Raw genomic sequence first — 12,937 nt, 5'->3', positions numbered from 1 at the left:
AGAATTATGCCAAAGCATAGAATCGCATCTTGACCCTATAAATATTAGTCAAAATCGTAGTTGCTTTGGTGGCTTTCTAGTTTTAACCGGACAGCAGTGACTTTGCAAAAAAATTTCCAACTGATTGAAAAACCCACCTGATAAAGCCTCCCACATCATTTGGGTTCTCTTATCTGCTGGAGCTTTTCTTTTTGGTTGCGGCTTGTCCGCGTGGGCAAGCTTTTTTAAAGGGCGAGCTTAAGCTTCCAAACTCCATCCCGGACGATATTCCTTGGTCAAATATTGATCGGCATCCGGCAAATTGGGAAACCCCATTTTTTCGCCATCATAACGCAGAATCGTATTTTTAGGCGCCATGCGAATGGCAATGTTGCCGAGCAGCATGGTTTCCGTCAATTTTGCGGCGTACTCGAAATTCGACGTGGTTTGCGCGCCGTTACCGCTTTTGATGGCGGCGATCCATTCCTCGTGAATGCCGGGCGAGCGCGCAATCGTCTTCGGCGGAAATTTGAAAGCCTTCATTTTCGCCTCGGGAATCAGGCGCGGACTCTTGCCGTAGCAGCCGTGCATGAGTTTGCCTTTCGTGCCGACGTACAACACGCCGCCGTCCCGGTCGCCCATGATGCGGCCCTCTTCAAGCTCTTCGGGACGTTTCGGCATAATACCGCCATCGTACCAGGTGAGATCCACCGCCGGCATTTTGCCGCGCGCCGCAAAATGATAGCGCACGGTTGAAGCCACGGGAAAACTTTCGCCGTTGAATTGAGTCGAGCTGGCCTGTACGGTTTCGGGATAGCCGAGATTCAAAGCCCAATAGGGATGGTCGAAAATATGCGCGCCCATGTCGCCCAACGCGCCGGTGCCGAAGTCACACCAGCCGCGCCAGACAAAATGTGACAAGGCGGGATGATACGGCCGGAACGGCGCCGGGCCGATCCACAAATCCCAAGCCAGCGTTGAGGGCACCGAGGGAATCTCGATCGGGCGCTTGACGCCTTGCGGCCAAACCGGGCGATTCGTCCAGCAATGCACCTCGGTAACGTCGCCGATGGCGCCTGCGGCAATCCATTCATTGATCAAACGCGCTTCTTCGCTGGCATGGCCTTGATTGCCCATTTGCGTGACGAGTTTCATTTCTTTTGCGGTTTTCGCCAGCAGACGCGCTTCGTGAATGGTGTGCGTCAACGGTTTTTGCACGAACACATGTTTGCCCGCCCGCATGGCAGCCAGCGCGATCACGGCATGAGTATGATCAGGCGTGCTGACGGTAACGGCGTCGATGCCCGGTTCGGTTTTGAGCATGACGCGAAAATCGCGATAGCGCGTGGCGCGGCCCAGCATCTCGGCGTAAGCTGCATTGCCGGTATCGGCATGCGCGTTCTTGATGGTTTCCACGATATGTTCGTCATCAACATCACAGAGTGCGACGATGTTTTCCGTGCCGCAGCTTGCGATGTCGCTGCGGCCCTTGCCGCCCACGCCGACGCAGGCAATGTTGAGCTTGTCGCTGGGCGCGACGTAACCCGGTCCGCCCAACACGTGACGCGGCACAATGGTGAAAGCGGCAGCCGCGAGCGCCGAGGTTCCCAGAAATTCGCGGCGTGAGAGCGTTGTTTTTTGAGAGGGAGATTTTTCAGGTTGATCTTGCATGACAGGTTGCCTCCTCGGTTTGAGTCATTCGAAATTCAGTCTATTGAAAGTGAATTTTTGATTTTAAGGCAAATATGTTGGGCACGGATTCAACAGATCACGCAGATAAAGATCTGAGTGAATCTGCTTTGATTTGCGTCCGAAAATTTTGATTCCGATTCGGGTTAGAGAGCTATGCCAGGTTTCAGGCAAGCTGAAATCTGAAGCTCCTCGGGCGGCGCTGGGAAGAAGCCTTATGCGCAAACGGTATTCGAAAAAATTCAAGACGGCCTGGGTGAAAACATAATAATTGCCATGCCGATCAACGCAACAACAGAACCGACAATATCCCACGTCGTCGGTTTTATGCCATTAACAACCCACAACCAGGCGATTGCTGCTGAAATATACACACCGCCATAAGCTGCATATACCCTGCCTGCGGCTGTCGGGTGAAGCGAAAGCAGCCACGCAAACAAAGCCAAGCTGACAGCCGCCGGCGCCAACAACCAAACCGACTTGCCTTCACGCAGCCAAAGATAGGGAAGATAACACCCAATAATCTCCGCGATGGCGGTAAGAATGAATAGGCCTATAGTTTTTATCTCAAACATACATTTCACCAATTGGCAGGATCAGAAATTCCGCTTCATTCTGTTTGCGTATAACGCGCCTTCAGCCAGCCGCGTTGCTTGCTGCTTTTTACTACCGCATGAATGAAATGCACACCGCGCGCGCCGTCTTGGACGGTGGGGAAATCGGTATCGAACTCGCCCGGCTTCTCGCCCGCAATTTTCGCGGCAATCGTGCGGCCCGCGTTGCGATAAATGTTGGCAAACGCCTCAATGAAGGCTTCCGGATGCCCGAACGGCAGGCGGGAGTTGTGCACCGCAATCGGCGCGAGATAGCTGTTGCCATGCTTATAGATTTGCTCCGGCTTGTCTCCAAAGCGAACGTGCAGGTAGTTGGGATCTTCCTGGCGCCATTCCAAAGCTGCCTGCGTGCCGTACACGCGAATGCGCAACCCGTTTTCTTCGCCGATTGAGATTTGTGACGCGTACATGATGCCGCGTGCGCCGCCTTCGTAATGCACCAGAGTGTTGGCGTCATCGTCAAGTTTACGGCCGGGCACGAACGTGGTCAAATCCGCGCAGATTTCTTCGATCTCCAATCCGGTGATGTAATGCGCAAGATTTTCCGCATGCGAGCCGATGTCGCCAAAGCAGCCGGCCACGCCGGCTTGCGCAGGATCCGTGCGCCACACCGCTTGTTTTGCGCCCTCGTTTTCAAGAAAAGTCGAGAGCCAGCCTTGCGGATACTCGACAACGATTTTGCGAATGGTTCCCAGCGCGCCTTGTTGTACCAGCGTGCGCGCTTGCTTGACCATGGGATAGCCGGTGTAATTGTGCGTAAGCGCAAAGATGACGTTATGTTTTTTGACCAAGCGGCATAACTCCTCGGCGTCGGCCAGGGTCGTGGTCATGGGCTTGTCGCAAACCACGTGAAATCCGGCGGTGATGAAGGTTCTGGCAATTTCGAAATGATTGTGATTGGGCGTGACAATCGATACGAAATCAATGCGGTCGCCTTCGGGCAGATGGCTTTCTTTCTCTGCCATTTCCTGAAAAGAGCCGTAAACGCGATTGGGATCCAAGAAAAGTTCCGCGCCTTGCTGGCGCGATTTCTCCGGCGAGGCTGAAAATGCGCCGGCAACCAACTCCATTTCACCATCGAGCGCTGCGGCTTTACGATGCACCGCGCCGATGAAGGCGCCCGGCCCGCCGCCGACCATGCCGTAGCGCAGTTTGCGTTGAAGCGACATTGCATCTCCTCAAGTTTACAATTAGCAATTCACAATTTGCAATTGTTGCCAGCACTCAATCAATACATTCAACTCGGTCTCGAAAAACATGAATGAGTTTGTATTCCTCACTTAATTGGCAGATATCCTTCCACATTTTGGCAATCGTTTGGTAAAACTCATTCATTTTCATGTTTCCGAATTTCAGATGGATGACGCGTGGTGGGGGGTGGGCAAGAAGAGCGCGATCGGAAAAGTCCGCGTCTTTGGTTACTATGGTCAGGTTGTTGGCGCGCGCATATTCCCATATTTCCTTGTCGGTCCACTTTTCACCGAGATCGAGAACATGCGCATAGTCCTTGCCTGACCATAATGAGAAATAATATGGCAGGTGAGCATCGATGAGGTATTTCGCCATATCAGGCCGTCATTTTAACGACGTAATTGTGGCTCATCAGCATTGTTGCAAAGGCCAAGCAGGCTTTGATATCTTCGGAAGTCAATGAAGGATATTGACGCAGAATTTCCTCGTGGCTATCTCCCGCGCTGAGAAACTCCAGGATCGTCTGAACCGTGATCCGGGTTCCTCTGATCGTCGGCTTGCCGTTGCAAATCTCCGGGTTTATCGTGATTTTGCCGTCGAGAAAACTCAGAATATCGTTCTTCATGAGCTTGACCCATCAAAAGTGTGTGATCTCAGAATATTGCCCCATCTCATCAGGCGCGCTCAAATTAAACATAGATGAGTCATGATGCAAGCCCTAATTCTTCACAAGAACGTCGACGCTCACGCTTTCAGAAAATCATCACACGTTTTGTAAGCTTCAATCACCGCCAATTCGCCTTCCTTGCCCGGCCTCGAATTGCCATGCTCCATACCCAGCACGCCTGTGAAGCCTTTTTCATGAATATGCTTGAACACGTTGCGATAGTTGATCTCACCGGTGGTCGGTTCTTTGCGCCCGGGATTGTCGCCGATTTGGAAGTAGGCAATTTCATCCCACGCCAGATCCATATTCGGAATCAAATTGCCCTCGGTGATTTGTTGATGATAAATATCAAAGAGAATCTTGCACGCGGGGCTGGCCACGGCCTTGCAAATCATGTAGGCTTGTGGAATCTTCGACAAAAACATGTTGGGGTGATCGCGATAGGGATTGAGCGGCTCCAGCACCATGATCAAGCCATGCGGCTCAAAAATTTCTGCCGCGCGTCTCAGGCTTTCAATCGCATTGGCGGTTTGATAATCCATTTCCAGCTTGTGATAGAGATCGCCCATCACCACCGTCATCCATTTGGCATTGACGCGCTTGGCCACGTCGACCGAGTCGCGACAATCGCTGAGAAATTGTTCGCGCATCGCGCTGTCGCCGCTGCTGAAGCTGGGCTGGCCGAAGCCATTGCTGTTCGCCACAAACACGCCCATGGTCATGCCTTGGCGCGTGAGTTCTGCAGCAATTTTTTCCTGCACGTCTTTCGGGCGTTTGCGCATCTCATTGTCTTCGAACGCGGTGAAACCCTGATCAGCCATGAATTTTATCTGATCGATCAAATCTTCACCGGCATGATGCTTGAACATGCCGAAATGCGGGGCATATTTGTTTTTGAATTTATGTTTTGCGGACTGAGGCGGCGATCCCGCTTGTGCAAGCACAGTATTCGAAGTTGCCAGAGCCGCAACGCTCGCGGCGAAGCCGGATTTCATAAAGTCGCGTCGTTTCATTCGCATACTCCAAATTGATTAATGGGCGAACTCAGGCTTGGGCTTATAAGCTTCTGAATTTTTAGAAAGCCTCATGCCCAAGCCTGACTTCGCCGTTGATCACGTAGTCCGCACCAATTTCGTCACGCCCGGCACGGCAACCGGCGCTACCGGCATCGTTCCGAAAGCAAAACTCTTCGGCGTGATATCAAGCTCGGCATTCAAAATTTCATCCCAGGTGATCGCTTGCCCGGTGTAAGCCGCTTCGCGTCCCATGATCGCGGACAGCGTGCTCTCCGCCACTTGCCGCCCTTCGTTGAGCGGCTGGCCTTTGCGAATGCTGGCGATCAAGTCGGTATGTTCTTGCACGTAAGGATTGGGCGGCGCTTCCACGTCGAAACGCCAGGGCTTCGCGCTTTTGATCCACGCCGAAGGATCGGAGGTGCCTTTCGTGCCGATGAGATGCTCGCTCACGTTTGAAGTCGTGCCGTCGATTTGCCGGCACATGCTCATCACCCGCGCGCCGTTGGGATATTCGAACTCGATGGCGAAATGATCGAAGATGTGGCCGTATCCCGGATCGACGCGAACCTGACGGCCGCCTATGCCCATGGCCTTGACCGGATGCGCTTGCAATGCCCAATTCGCAACGTCGATGTTGTGAATGTGCTGCTCGACGATATGATCGCCGGAGAGCCAGGTAAAATAAAGCCAATTGCGCGCTTGCCATTCCATGTCGGTCCAGCCCGGCTGGCGCGGATGCATCCACAACCCGCCTTGATTCCAATAAACCTGTGCGGCCACAATCTCGCCGATGGCGCCGGCGTGAATGCGCTTCATCGCGTCGAGATAAGCAAGCTGGTGGCGGCGCTGCGTGCCCGCAACGATGCCGAGATTTTTTTGCTTGGCCAGGTCCGAAGAGGCAAACACCGAGCGCACACCCACGGGATCGACGGCCACCGGCTTTTCCATGAACACATGCTTGCCCGCTGCAATTGCGGCTTCGAGATGCATGGGACGAAAGCCGGGCGGGGTGGCAAGAATCACCATATCAATCTCGCTAGCAAGCACGTTTTTATAAGCCTCAAAGCCGGTGAAGCAATGTTCATCGTTGACTTTGTAGTGTTCGCCGAGGGCGTTGCGCAGTTGTTCTTTGCATTGGCTCACACGATCAGGAAAGAGATCGCCCAACGCCACGATATCAATGCCCGGCGAAGATTCCACACAATCTTTGGCTGCGCCGGTGCCGCGGCCGCCGCAGCCGATCAATCCGACGCGAATGGTTTCACCCGCGGCATAGCCAAAAGCAAAATTGCCTGAGGCCATCAAGCCGGCAGCAGCAGCAGCCGTGGTTTTGATGAAGTCGCGGCGCGTGAATGGAGCACCGGCGTTTTGCAGGATCGAATTGTTTGCCATTGCAATCTCCGCTGATTAGATTGTTTGAAAATATTCTTTCTCACGGCGCAACGGTGTTAATCTCAGAAGCTCTTGTCAAAATATCGTAATTCTTGACTGCCTCACAAAACGAAGTTACAGCCAACGCTTTTCAAGCCACGGATGCGCACAGATTTTCACGGATAATCAAGTTAGAAGGCGATTGAACTCACCTGCTACACCGCTTTGCATCCGTGTTCATCTGTATTAATCCGTGGCTCAATCCTTTTTTCAATCCTCCGCCAACTCAAGCTCCACGATCGTATCATACTCATCGACGACCTGTGCTGGAATGCGCAAAAGCAAACCGGTTTCATGCTCGAAGGTTTGCGCTGGGCTGCCGTCTTTTAAAAAGCGCGTGCTTTTGATCTTCTGCGGCAAACGCGGCAATGCCAGGGTTTCGTCCGGCCAATCGAGAATGTGAAGATAAATTTTGCTGCCTTTGCGCGTGGTCACGCCCCAGGGCCGCGGTGTGATCGGCCCGCCGCGTGTGGCGTAAATCGCTTCGCCGTATTTCTCCAGCCATTTTCCCATTTCCCGCAAGCGCTCGACAAACTCCGGCTGAATCTCGCCGTTCGGCATGGGACCGACATTCAACAAAAAATTGGCATTGTTGCCGGCGGCCCGCACGAGGTATTGAATCAACGCCCGTGTGCTTTTGAATTTTGTGTCGTTTTTATTGTAGCCCCAGGAGTTGTTCATCGTTTCACAGGTTTCGAGCGGCAGATTGCCGATTTCCTGTTCTTCATTAAAACCCGTGGTCTTCTGGCCGGGCAAATCTTTTTCGAACATCTGAAAATCTTCACCGGCAAACGGCGCGAGATGATGATTCGAGCCGACCAATGCTTGCGGTTGCAGATCGTGAATCAACTTGTAGGAGCGGTCCAAGCGCCAATCCGCAGTTTTCTTGTCCCACATGCCGTCGAACCAAATGCCGCCGATCTCACCGTAGTTGGTGAGCAGTTCTTTGAGCTGGCCATCCATGAAATCGAGATAGCGATACCAATCACCGCTGTCGGGGCGTCCGGAGGCCAGGCCGGTTCCGCCGCGGGGATAATAGTCCGGATGGCGCCAATCGAGCTGGGAGTGATAGAAGAAAAGCTTGACGTCCTGCTTGCGGCATTCATCGGCCAGCATTTTCAGCACGTCTTTCTTGTAAGGTGTGCGATCGGCAATATCCCAATCCGTGATTTTGGAATCGTACATCGCAAAGCCGTCGTGATGCTTGCTGGTGATGGTGATGTATTTCATGCCCGCGGCTTTGGCGAGTGCCACCCATTGCGCAGCATCGAACGCGGTGGGATTGAATTGCGGCGGCAGCTTTTCATATTGACTGACCGGAATCTTCTTGTTGTTCATCACCCATTCGCCTTCGCCCAGCACACTGTACACGCCCCAATGAATGAACAAGCCGAATTTGGCGTCTTGAAACCAGCGCCGCGAGGCGAGATTTTCGGGCGTAGGTTGGTAAGGCGTTTGCGCCCGCGCCGGCGTCATCGAAAAAAACAAAGCAAGCATAGCCGCCGCCAACAAAGGGCAACGATAACGAAAAACTCTTTTCGTTGAAATCGCGAACATAAGCCGGGCCTAAGTTTTGGTTTTGACCGTTTGCTTGTAGCATACTTGAATCAGTTTCTTGAGTGCGGGAAGGTGGATGTCGGCCAGCCGGTTGATATACAAACACGCTTTACTGGTTTTGTGTTTGCCGAGTTTTTTCAAGAGGTCGGCATTGGGCGGCGAATCCCACAGGTAGAGCGCCAGGTATTGCTTGCGGGGCGAGAAGCCAATCAGGCACATATCGCCCTCGTGGCCGCTGGCATAGGTGTAGTGATAGCTGCCGAAACCGATGATGCTGCTGCCCCACATCTTGGGCTTCATTTTGGTGGCTTCTTGCATGAGCTTGATGATGACCAGGCTGTCCCGGCGTTTCTGCTCATCCGGGATGCTGTTCAAGAAGGCTGTCACGCTGCCGTCATTTAGTTTCGTTTTAAGTTCGTACATGTTGATTTCTTCCGCCGGTTCGTCGAATAATCAAGCTGCAATTGGTGATTTCAAATCGCGAATGAACTCGAATTGATAAATTACAGCGTTATTCAAATGTGTGTGCAGGAATCGTAGCCTCGCCCTCTCGTGGCATCAATGTCAAGCTAATGAAAAAGCACCAGTCCCCAGCGGGGACAAATGTGATAGCAAAGGGCAACGCCCTGGGAAACAAGAATTCGTCCGCGTTTGTAGCCCTACGAGGGCGAAATGAAATCACGTATGCGATTTAGACCCATTCTATGTCGCGCCGTTGGCGCTCGGATTATGGATTGAATCCGATCTTGGGGCGTTGCCCCAAGCTTTCACAAGCCGCCCCTTTCGGGGCTTTCGCTTTCTTCCAAGCTCCTGAACATCTAATGAAGGATGCTTCTCGGGCCGCGTTCACGGCTCGCACACTACACGAAATCCCACAAACGTTGCATCTGAAAGCCACCATTTGCTTTTCGGCATTTGCGGATCCGTCATATTCCAAAACGGCGCCTGCTTGGCGCGCAGGCTGTAATCGAGCAAATCCGCTTTGCTTTTGAATGAGCCACCGGCAACCAGCGGCTTGCCGTCAATTCCCACCACCCATTCCGCCGCATTGCCCAGCATGTCGTGCAAGCCCCAGGCGTTTGATTGCTTCGTGGCAACCGGATGCGTCTTACCTTCAGCATTATCCCAAAACCAGGCTTGCTGTTCTAATCTATCTTTTGATAGTTTTCCGGTTGCGCCGGCGCGGCAAGCGTATTCCCATTCCGCCTCAGTTGGCAGGCGGTATTTTTTGCCGGTTTTCGCTGAAAGCCAGCGGCAATATTCCTGCGCCGCGTGAAACGTTATGCTCAACGCGGCATAGCCTTTGTGCCCAAAGCCGCGATCCGGCGCGCCGTAAGGCTTGCTCGGTTGGGCGATGGCGTCAAGTTCTCCGATTTTTGAACTCGCGTCTTTGATGGGCCGCAAAGCGTAGGCGTCGTATTCATCCCACGTCACCTCGGTTTTGCCGATCCAAATCGGTTTAATGGCGATTGCCGTGTTGCCGTTGTTGGCTTCAAGATGCGTGAGCGTAACCGCGCCAGCAGGGAGGGGGATCATTTCGAATTTCACCGCAGTGCCGGGAATGGTTTCGACAAAGGGCGACAGCGCTCCGGGTTTTGCCGGCTCTAGTTGGCTTGCTGCCGCCGGAATGTTTTGCGCGAAGAGGTTGGGCAGGAAAAGATTGAGCAAGCAGCCGGTGACGAAGCCTGCCGCATGTCCGTGTCGTAAGCTGAATCTGTAGTGATTCATCGTTGCGCGTGGGGCTGTTTGGGTGCCTGCAAAAAGCCATTCAAAATTTCAGCTTCTTCAAATGCTGATAGCTCGCGGTGATGCTTTGCAAGGCGTCCCCGGGATTGTCGTGCTCGACGAAATAATGTTTCAACCCGGCGTGTTTGCTGTGCGAAAAAATCTGCGCAAAATCAATTTTACCCGCGCCGACTTCGACCATTTTTTCATCTTCCGTCATGTCCTTTACATGGCAGAGCGGAAAGCGTCCCGGATGTTTTTCGAAATAGGCAAGTGGATCTTGCCCGCCTTTGCGAATCCAGAAAAGATCCAATTCCATTTGCACCAGTTTGGGATCGGTTTCGGCAAGCAAGAGATCGTAGGGAATTTTGCCGTCCTGCGCTTCAAATTCGAAATCATGGTTGTGGTAGGCAAACTGAAAGCCGGCCTTCTGGCAGGCCTCGCCGACTTTGTTGAACAAGGCCGCATGTTCTTTGTATTTCTCCAGCGCGCGATCAGGCGGCGCCAGCCACGGGCAAACGATATACTTGTGGCCGATGATCTTCGCCGTTTCCAGCGTCGTGTCAAGTTTATCGCGCAGAAGATCGATCCCGACATGCACCGCCGGAGCCGTCAAGCCGAGATCGTCCAGCAGTTTTTTGACGTCTTCGGGCTTATTGTCAAAATATCCGGCGAATTCCACTTCTTGGTAACCGACCGTGGCAACCTTTTTCAGCGTGCCGGCGAAATCTTGTTTCATCAAATCCCGCACCGTGTAAAGCTGCACACCGATTTTGCCCAGCGATTTTGTGCCTGCCATGGCCGCGCGTGCCTGCAAGTTGTTCATGAGGAATCCACCGAATGCCGCACTCGCGGAGGTTTTAAGAAAGTCTCTGCGATTGATCATAGCTCGCCATCCTTTTTTCATATAATCATACTCGAGTTCTCAATTGCCGGCGCAATAAATCTTTGTCGCCCACACCCAGCGGCTGCCCTTCTTTTTGATTTCCACCAGGCCGCGCGCCATCATGTCTTCGATCAAATCCATGTGCGCCGCCAAATCATTGCTCAACGGATACCATTGCTCCGTGATCAATTCGACTTTTGCAAAATGTTGGTGCGCAATTTCCAAAATTTTTGTTTCGTTGGAAAGGGTGAGAGCCGGAAAAAAGATTTGTCCCTGCGGTGTGAGATGCGCAGGCGCGTGTGATAAGATTTCTGCGATCCAGCGTGTGCCGTCTTCGCCCGCATCGCTGTGAATGTGAGGGGGATACCATTGCGAGCGCCGTGCAATCGGTTCGGCAATGCCCGCGACATCATCCACGATGAGATCGAATTTCATGCCGGCCCAGGGCTCGAACATACTGCCGCAGCGGCAATCGATGGCAAGCGCATGCTCGGCGGCATTGCGCTTGGTCAACTCCACTGCCGCCGGGCCGATGTCCGAAGCATGAATTTTAGCCTGCGGCAATACGACTTTGGCCAACGCCACGGCCACAATGCCGGAGCCGCAACCCAAATCCAGCGCCGAAGCCACATTCGGGCTTGCGGATTTACGCACGGCTGCCAGCAACAAGTTGGTTGTGCTGGTGGGATAAAAAACTTCAGGGCTGGTTTTGACCACAACGCCTTCCGTGTCGCCGAAGTTTTTGTCTTTGTATTCGAAGGTGGCGGGAGAAGGATTGTTCATTTCATATCTCAGTTTGCAAAAAAGTAGTTTGGTTTTTCACGTCAAAATTATTTAAAGCATGAGGCGCGCGAAGGGCTTTCAAACGATCGAGAACAATTTCAATTTATAATTCGTTTTCCTCACAACCTCCGAATCCTCACATTCCGATACCACACCTTGTCGCCGTGATCTTGCAGCACGATATGGCCTGTGCGATTGCGGCCGTATTGCGGCATCTCGCGAAACTTGCTGGCGGCCACCAACGCTTCCCATTCCGGGCTGCCGATTTCATATTCCACGATTTTGACGCCGTTGAGCCAATGTTCGATGTGTGTGCCTTTTGCAATGAGGCGAACACTGTTGTACTCACCAGCGGGCCGCGTCACTTCTTGCGCCGGCGCGTGCAGCGCGTAGTTGGAGCCTGCCGAAGTTTTGCGTTCGAGGCCGTCTTTGTGTTTGGCATTGTCCAGCACCTGCATTTCCGGGCCGGTTTCCCAGGCATAGTTTTTATCTTCACTCACCCAAAAGAAAATGCCGCTGTTGCCGCCTTGGGAAATTTTCCATTCGAGCTGCAATTCAAAATCACTGAACTGCTCGACGGTCATCAGATCGCCGCCCGCGCCTTTTTTGCTGAAGTGCAGTTCGCCGTTTTTGGTAATTTTCCAAGCTGCCGGTGTGCTTGCCATTTTGTAGCCGCGCCAGCCGTTAAAGGTTTTGCCATCAAACAACATTTTCCAACCGGCGTTTTGTTCTTCAAGAGAAAGGGTGGGAATCGTGCCGGCGCCACAACCGAGCAGCAGGCACGAAAGTCCAAGCAGGAGGATCTGGTGCTTCATCATACTCCCTTCAACAGGTGGGAAACGAAGATGCTGCCGCATCATTTTGAACGGGCAATAGATAATACATCATTCCTAAAAATGCAAACGAATAGTTTAAAATTTTGACAACTATTCAGTACCGCCCGGGCAGCTCGTGCTGCCAGCGAAATCAAATTTGCAAAAACAAATCTTCTAAAACGTGAGCGCCCAGGCGGTGAAAGAGCTGAATCGTTACAAATTTTGAAAAGAAGTTGAAATCTGGATCATTTTTGATTATCTTGCGCGCAACTTTTGAACGTAGCCTTGCTTGCTGAAGCGCGAGGAGGCTAACGTTTCTTCTGCGGCGATCTGTTTTCCTGCCTTGACGAAGCCGACGCGTACGCTGTTACCTTAATTTGTAGGAGTGGCTCCTTCGAAATGTCATTCACCCGAATCTTGTGAAGTATTCGGCATTATGCCTGCAACTTCACAAGCTCCCTTCTGGATGACAGTGCAAGGATGGATAGATTTTTCAAAGTAACAGTGTGCTCGTGCGCCGAGAGTTGCCCTATCGCGTGTGACAATCGCGAAAGCAGCTTGATTGTGCCAGGCCTTAGGACCTG

General features: G+C 52.6%; 13 protein-coding genes. All 13 read right to left on the bottom strand.

Translation table 11 applies throughout. The annotated features are described in order from the left end of the window. Positions 1-237: 237 nt before the first annotated feature. Positions 238-1,650: a Gfo/Idh/MocA family oxidoreductase gene (locus FBQ85_16665; GenBank protein MDL1876779.1), complete on the bottom strand. Its 1,413-nt coding sequence runs from the start codon at positions 1,648-1,650 to the stop codon at positions 238-240. A 260-nt stretch (positions 1,651-1,910) separates the two neighbouring features. Then, complete coding sequence (locus FBQ85_16660; protein ID MDL1876778.1) at positions 1,911-2,243, bottom strand: YnfA family protein; 333 nt, start codon at positions 2,241-2,243, stop codon at positions 1,911-1,913. Positions 2,244-2,278: 35 nt separating this feature from the next. Continuing rightward, positions 2,279-3,451 (bottom strand): Gfo/Idh/MocA family oxidoreductase, encoded by a 1,173-nt coding sequence (locus FBQ85_16655; protein MDL1876777.1) that lies wholly within the window; start codon positions 3,449-3,451, stop codon positions 2,279-2,281. A gap of 55 nt (positions 3,452-3,506) precedes the next feature. Then, positions 3,507-3,848 carry a hypothetical protein gene (locus FBQ85_16650; protein ID MDL1876776.1) on the bottom strand — a complete coding sequence of 114 codons (342 nt, stop codon included), beginning with the start codon at positions 3,846-3,848 and terminating at the stop codon, positions 3,507-3,509. Position 3,849: 1 nt separating this feature from the next. Continuing rightward, complete coding sequence (locus tag FBQ85_16645; GenBank protein ID MDL1876775.1) at positions 3,850-4,083, bottom strand: DUF433 domain-containing protein; 234 nt, start codon at positions 4,081-4,083, stop codon at positions 3,850-3,852. A 134-nt stretch (positions 4,084-4,217) separates the two neighbouring features. Then, positions 4,218-5,153 carry a TIM barrel protein gene (locus tag FBQ85_16640; protein MDL1876774.1) on the bottom strand — a complete coding sequence of 312 codons (936 nt, stop codon included), beginning with the start codon at positions 5,151-5,153 and terminating at the stop codon, positions 4,218-4,220. Positions 5,154-5,252: 99 nt separating this feature from the next. Continuing rightward, a complete protein-coding gene (locus tag FBQ85_16635; protein ID MDL1876773.1) occupies positions 5,253-6,533 on the bottom strand; it encodes a Gfo/Idh/MocA family oxidoreductase in 1,281 nt (426 codons plus the stop codon). Positions 6,534-6,797: 264 nt separating this feature from the next. Continuing rightward, positions 6,798-8,084 (bottom strand): alpha-L-fucosidase, encoded by a 1,287-nt coding sequence (locus tag FBQ85_16630; GenBank protein MDL1876772.1) that lies wholly within the window; start codon positions 8,082-8,084, stop codon positions 6,798-6,800. Positions 8,085-8,153: 69 nt separating this feature from the next. Beyond that, entirely contained in the window at positions 8,154-8,567 is a 414-nt protein-coding gene (locus FBQ85_16625; GenBank protein ID MDL1876771.1) for a DUF1801 domain-containing protein, read from the bottom strand. A 423-nt stretch (positions 8,568-8,990) separates the two neighbouring features. After that, on the bottom strand, positions 8,991-9,872 hold the full coding sequence (locus FBQ85_16620; protein ID MDL1876770.1) for a formylglycine-generating enzyme family protein: 882 nt from the start codon (positions 9,870-9,872) through the stop codon (positions 8,991-8,993). Between the two features lie 40 nt (positions 9,873-9,912). After that, entirely contained in the window at positions 9,913-10,776 is an 864-nt protein-coding gene (locus FBQ85_16615) for a sugar phosphate isomerase/epimerase (GenBank protein ID MDL1876769.1), read from the bottom strand. 18 nt (positions 10,777-10,794) lie between these two features. Continuing rightward, positions 10,795-11,538, bottom strand: a complete 744-nt coding sequence (locus FBQ85_16610) for a methyltransferase (GenBank protein MDL1876768.1) — start codon at positions 11,536-11,538, stop codon at positions 10,795-10,797. 119 nt (positions 11,539-11,657) lie between these two features. Continuing rightward, the gene (locus FBQ85_16605) at positions 11,658-12,353 is read right to left on the bottom strand and encodes a DUF1080 domain-containing protein (protein MDL1876767.1); all 696 of its coding nucleotides are present in this window, start codon (positions 12,351-12,353) and stop codon (positions 11,658-11,660) included. Positions 12,354-12,937: the final 584 nt, after the last annotated feature.

Source organism: Cytophagia bacterium CHB2 (genome assembly GCA_030263535.1).
Taxonomy (GTDB): domain Bacteria; phylum Zhuqueibacterota; class Zhuqueibacteria; order Zhuqueibacterales; family Zhuqueibacteraceae; genus Coneutiohabitans.
The sequence above is the reverse complement of the archived record's forward strand: the minus strand, read 5'-3'. Positions and strand labels throughout refer to the sequence as shown.

Bases quoted from the DNA above. Each gene is read 5' to 3' on its own strand.
- FBQ85_16605 (MDL1876767.1), bottom strand. From the start codon at position 12,353: ATGAAGCACCAGATCCTCCTGCTTGGACTTTCGTGCCTGCTGCTCGGT.
- FBQ85_16660 (MDL1876778.1), bottom strand. From the start codon at position 2,243: ATGTTTGAGATAAAAACTATAGGCCTATTCATTCTTACCGCCATCGCG.
- FBQ85_16615 (MDL1876769.1), bottom strand. From the start codon at position 10,776: ATGAAAAAAGGATGGCGAGCTATGATCAATCGCAGAGACTTTCTTAAA.
- FBQ85_16640 (MDL1876774.1), bottom strand. From the start codon at position 5,153: ATGAAACGACGCGACTTTATGAAATCCGGCTTCGCCGCGAGCGTTGCG.
- FBQ85_16665 (MDL1876779.1), bottom strand. From the start codon at position 1,650: ATGCAAGATCAACCTGAAAAATCTCCCTCTCAAAAAACAACGCTCTCA.
- FBQ85_16625 (MDL1876771.1), bottom strand. From the start codon at position 8,567: ATGTACGAACTTAAAACGAAACTAAATGACGGCAGCGTGACAGCCTTC.
- FBQ85_16655 (MDL1876777.1), bottom strand. From the start codon at position 3,451: ATGTCGCTTCAACGCAAACTGCGCTACGGCATGGTCGGCGGCGGGCCG.
- FBQ85_16610 (MDL1876768.1), bottom strand. From the start codon at position 11,538: ATGAACAATCCTTCTCCCGCCACCTTCGAATACAAAGACAAAAACTTC.
- FBQ85_16620 (MDL1876770.1), bottom strand. From the start codon at position 9,872: ATGAATCACTACAGATTCAGCTTACGACACGGACATGCGGCAGGCTTC.
- FBQ85_16630 (MDL1876772.1), bottom strand. From the start codon at position 8,084: ATGCTTGCTTTGTTTTTTTCGATGACGCCGGCGCGGGCGCAAACGCCT.
- FBQ85_16650 (MDL1876776.1), bottom strand. From the start codon at position 3,848: ATGGCGAAATACCTCATCGATGCTCACCTGCCATATTATTTCTCATTA.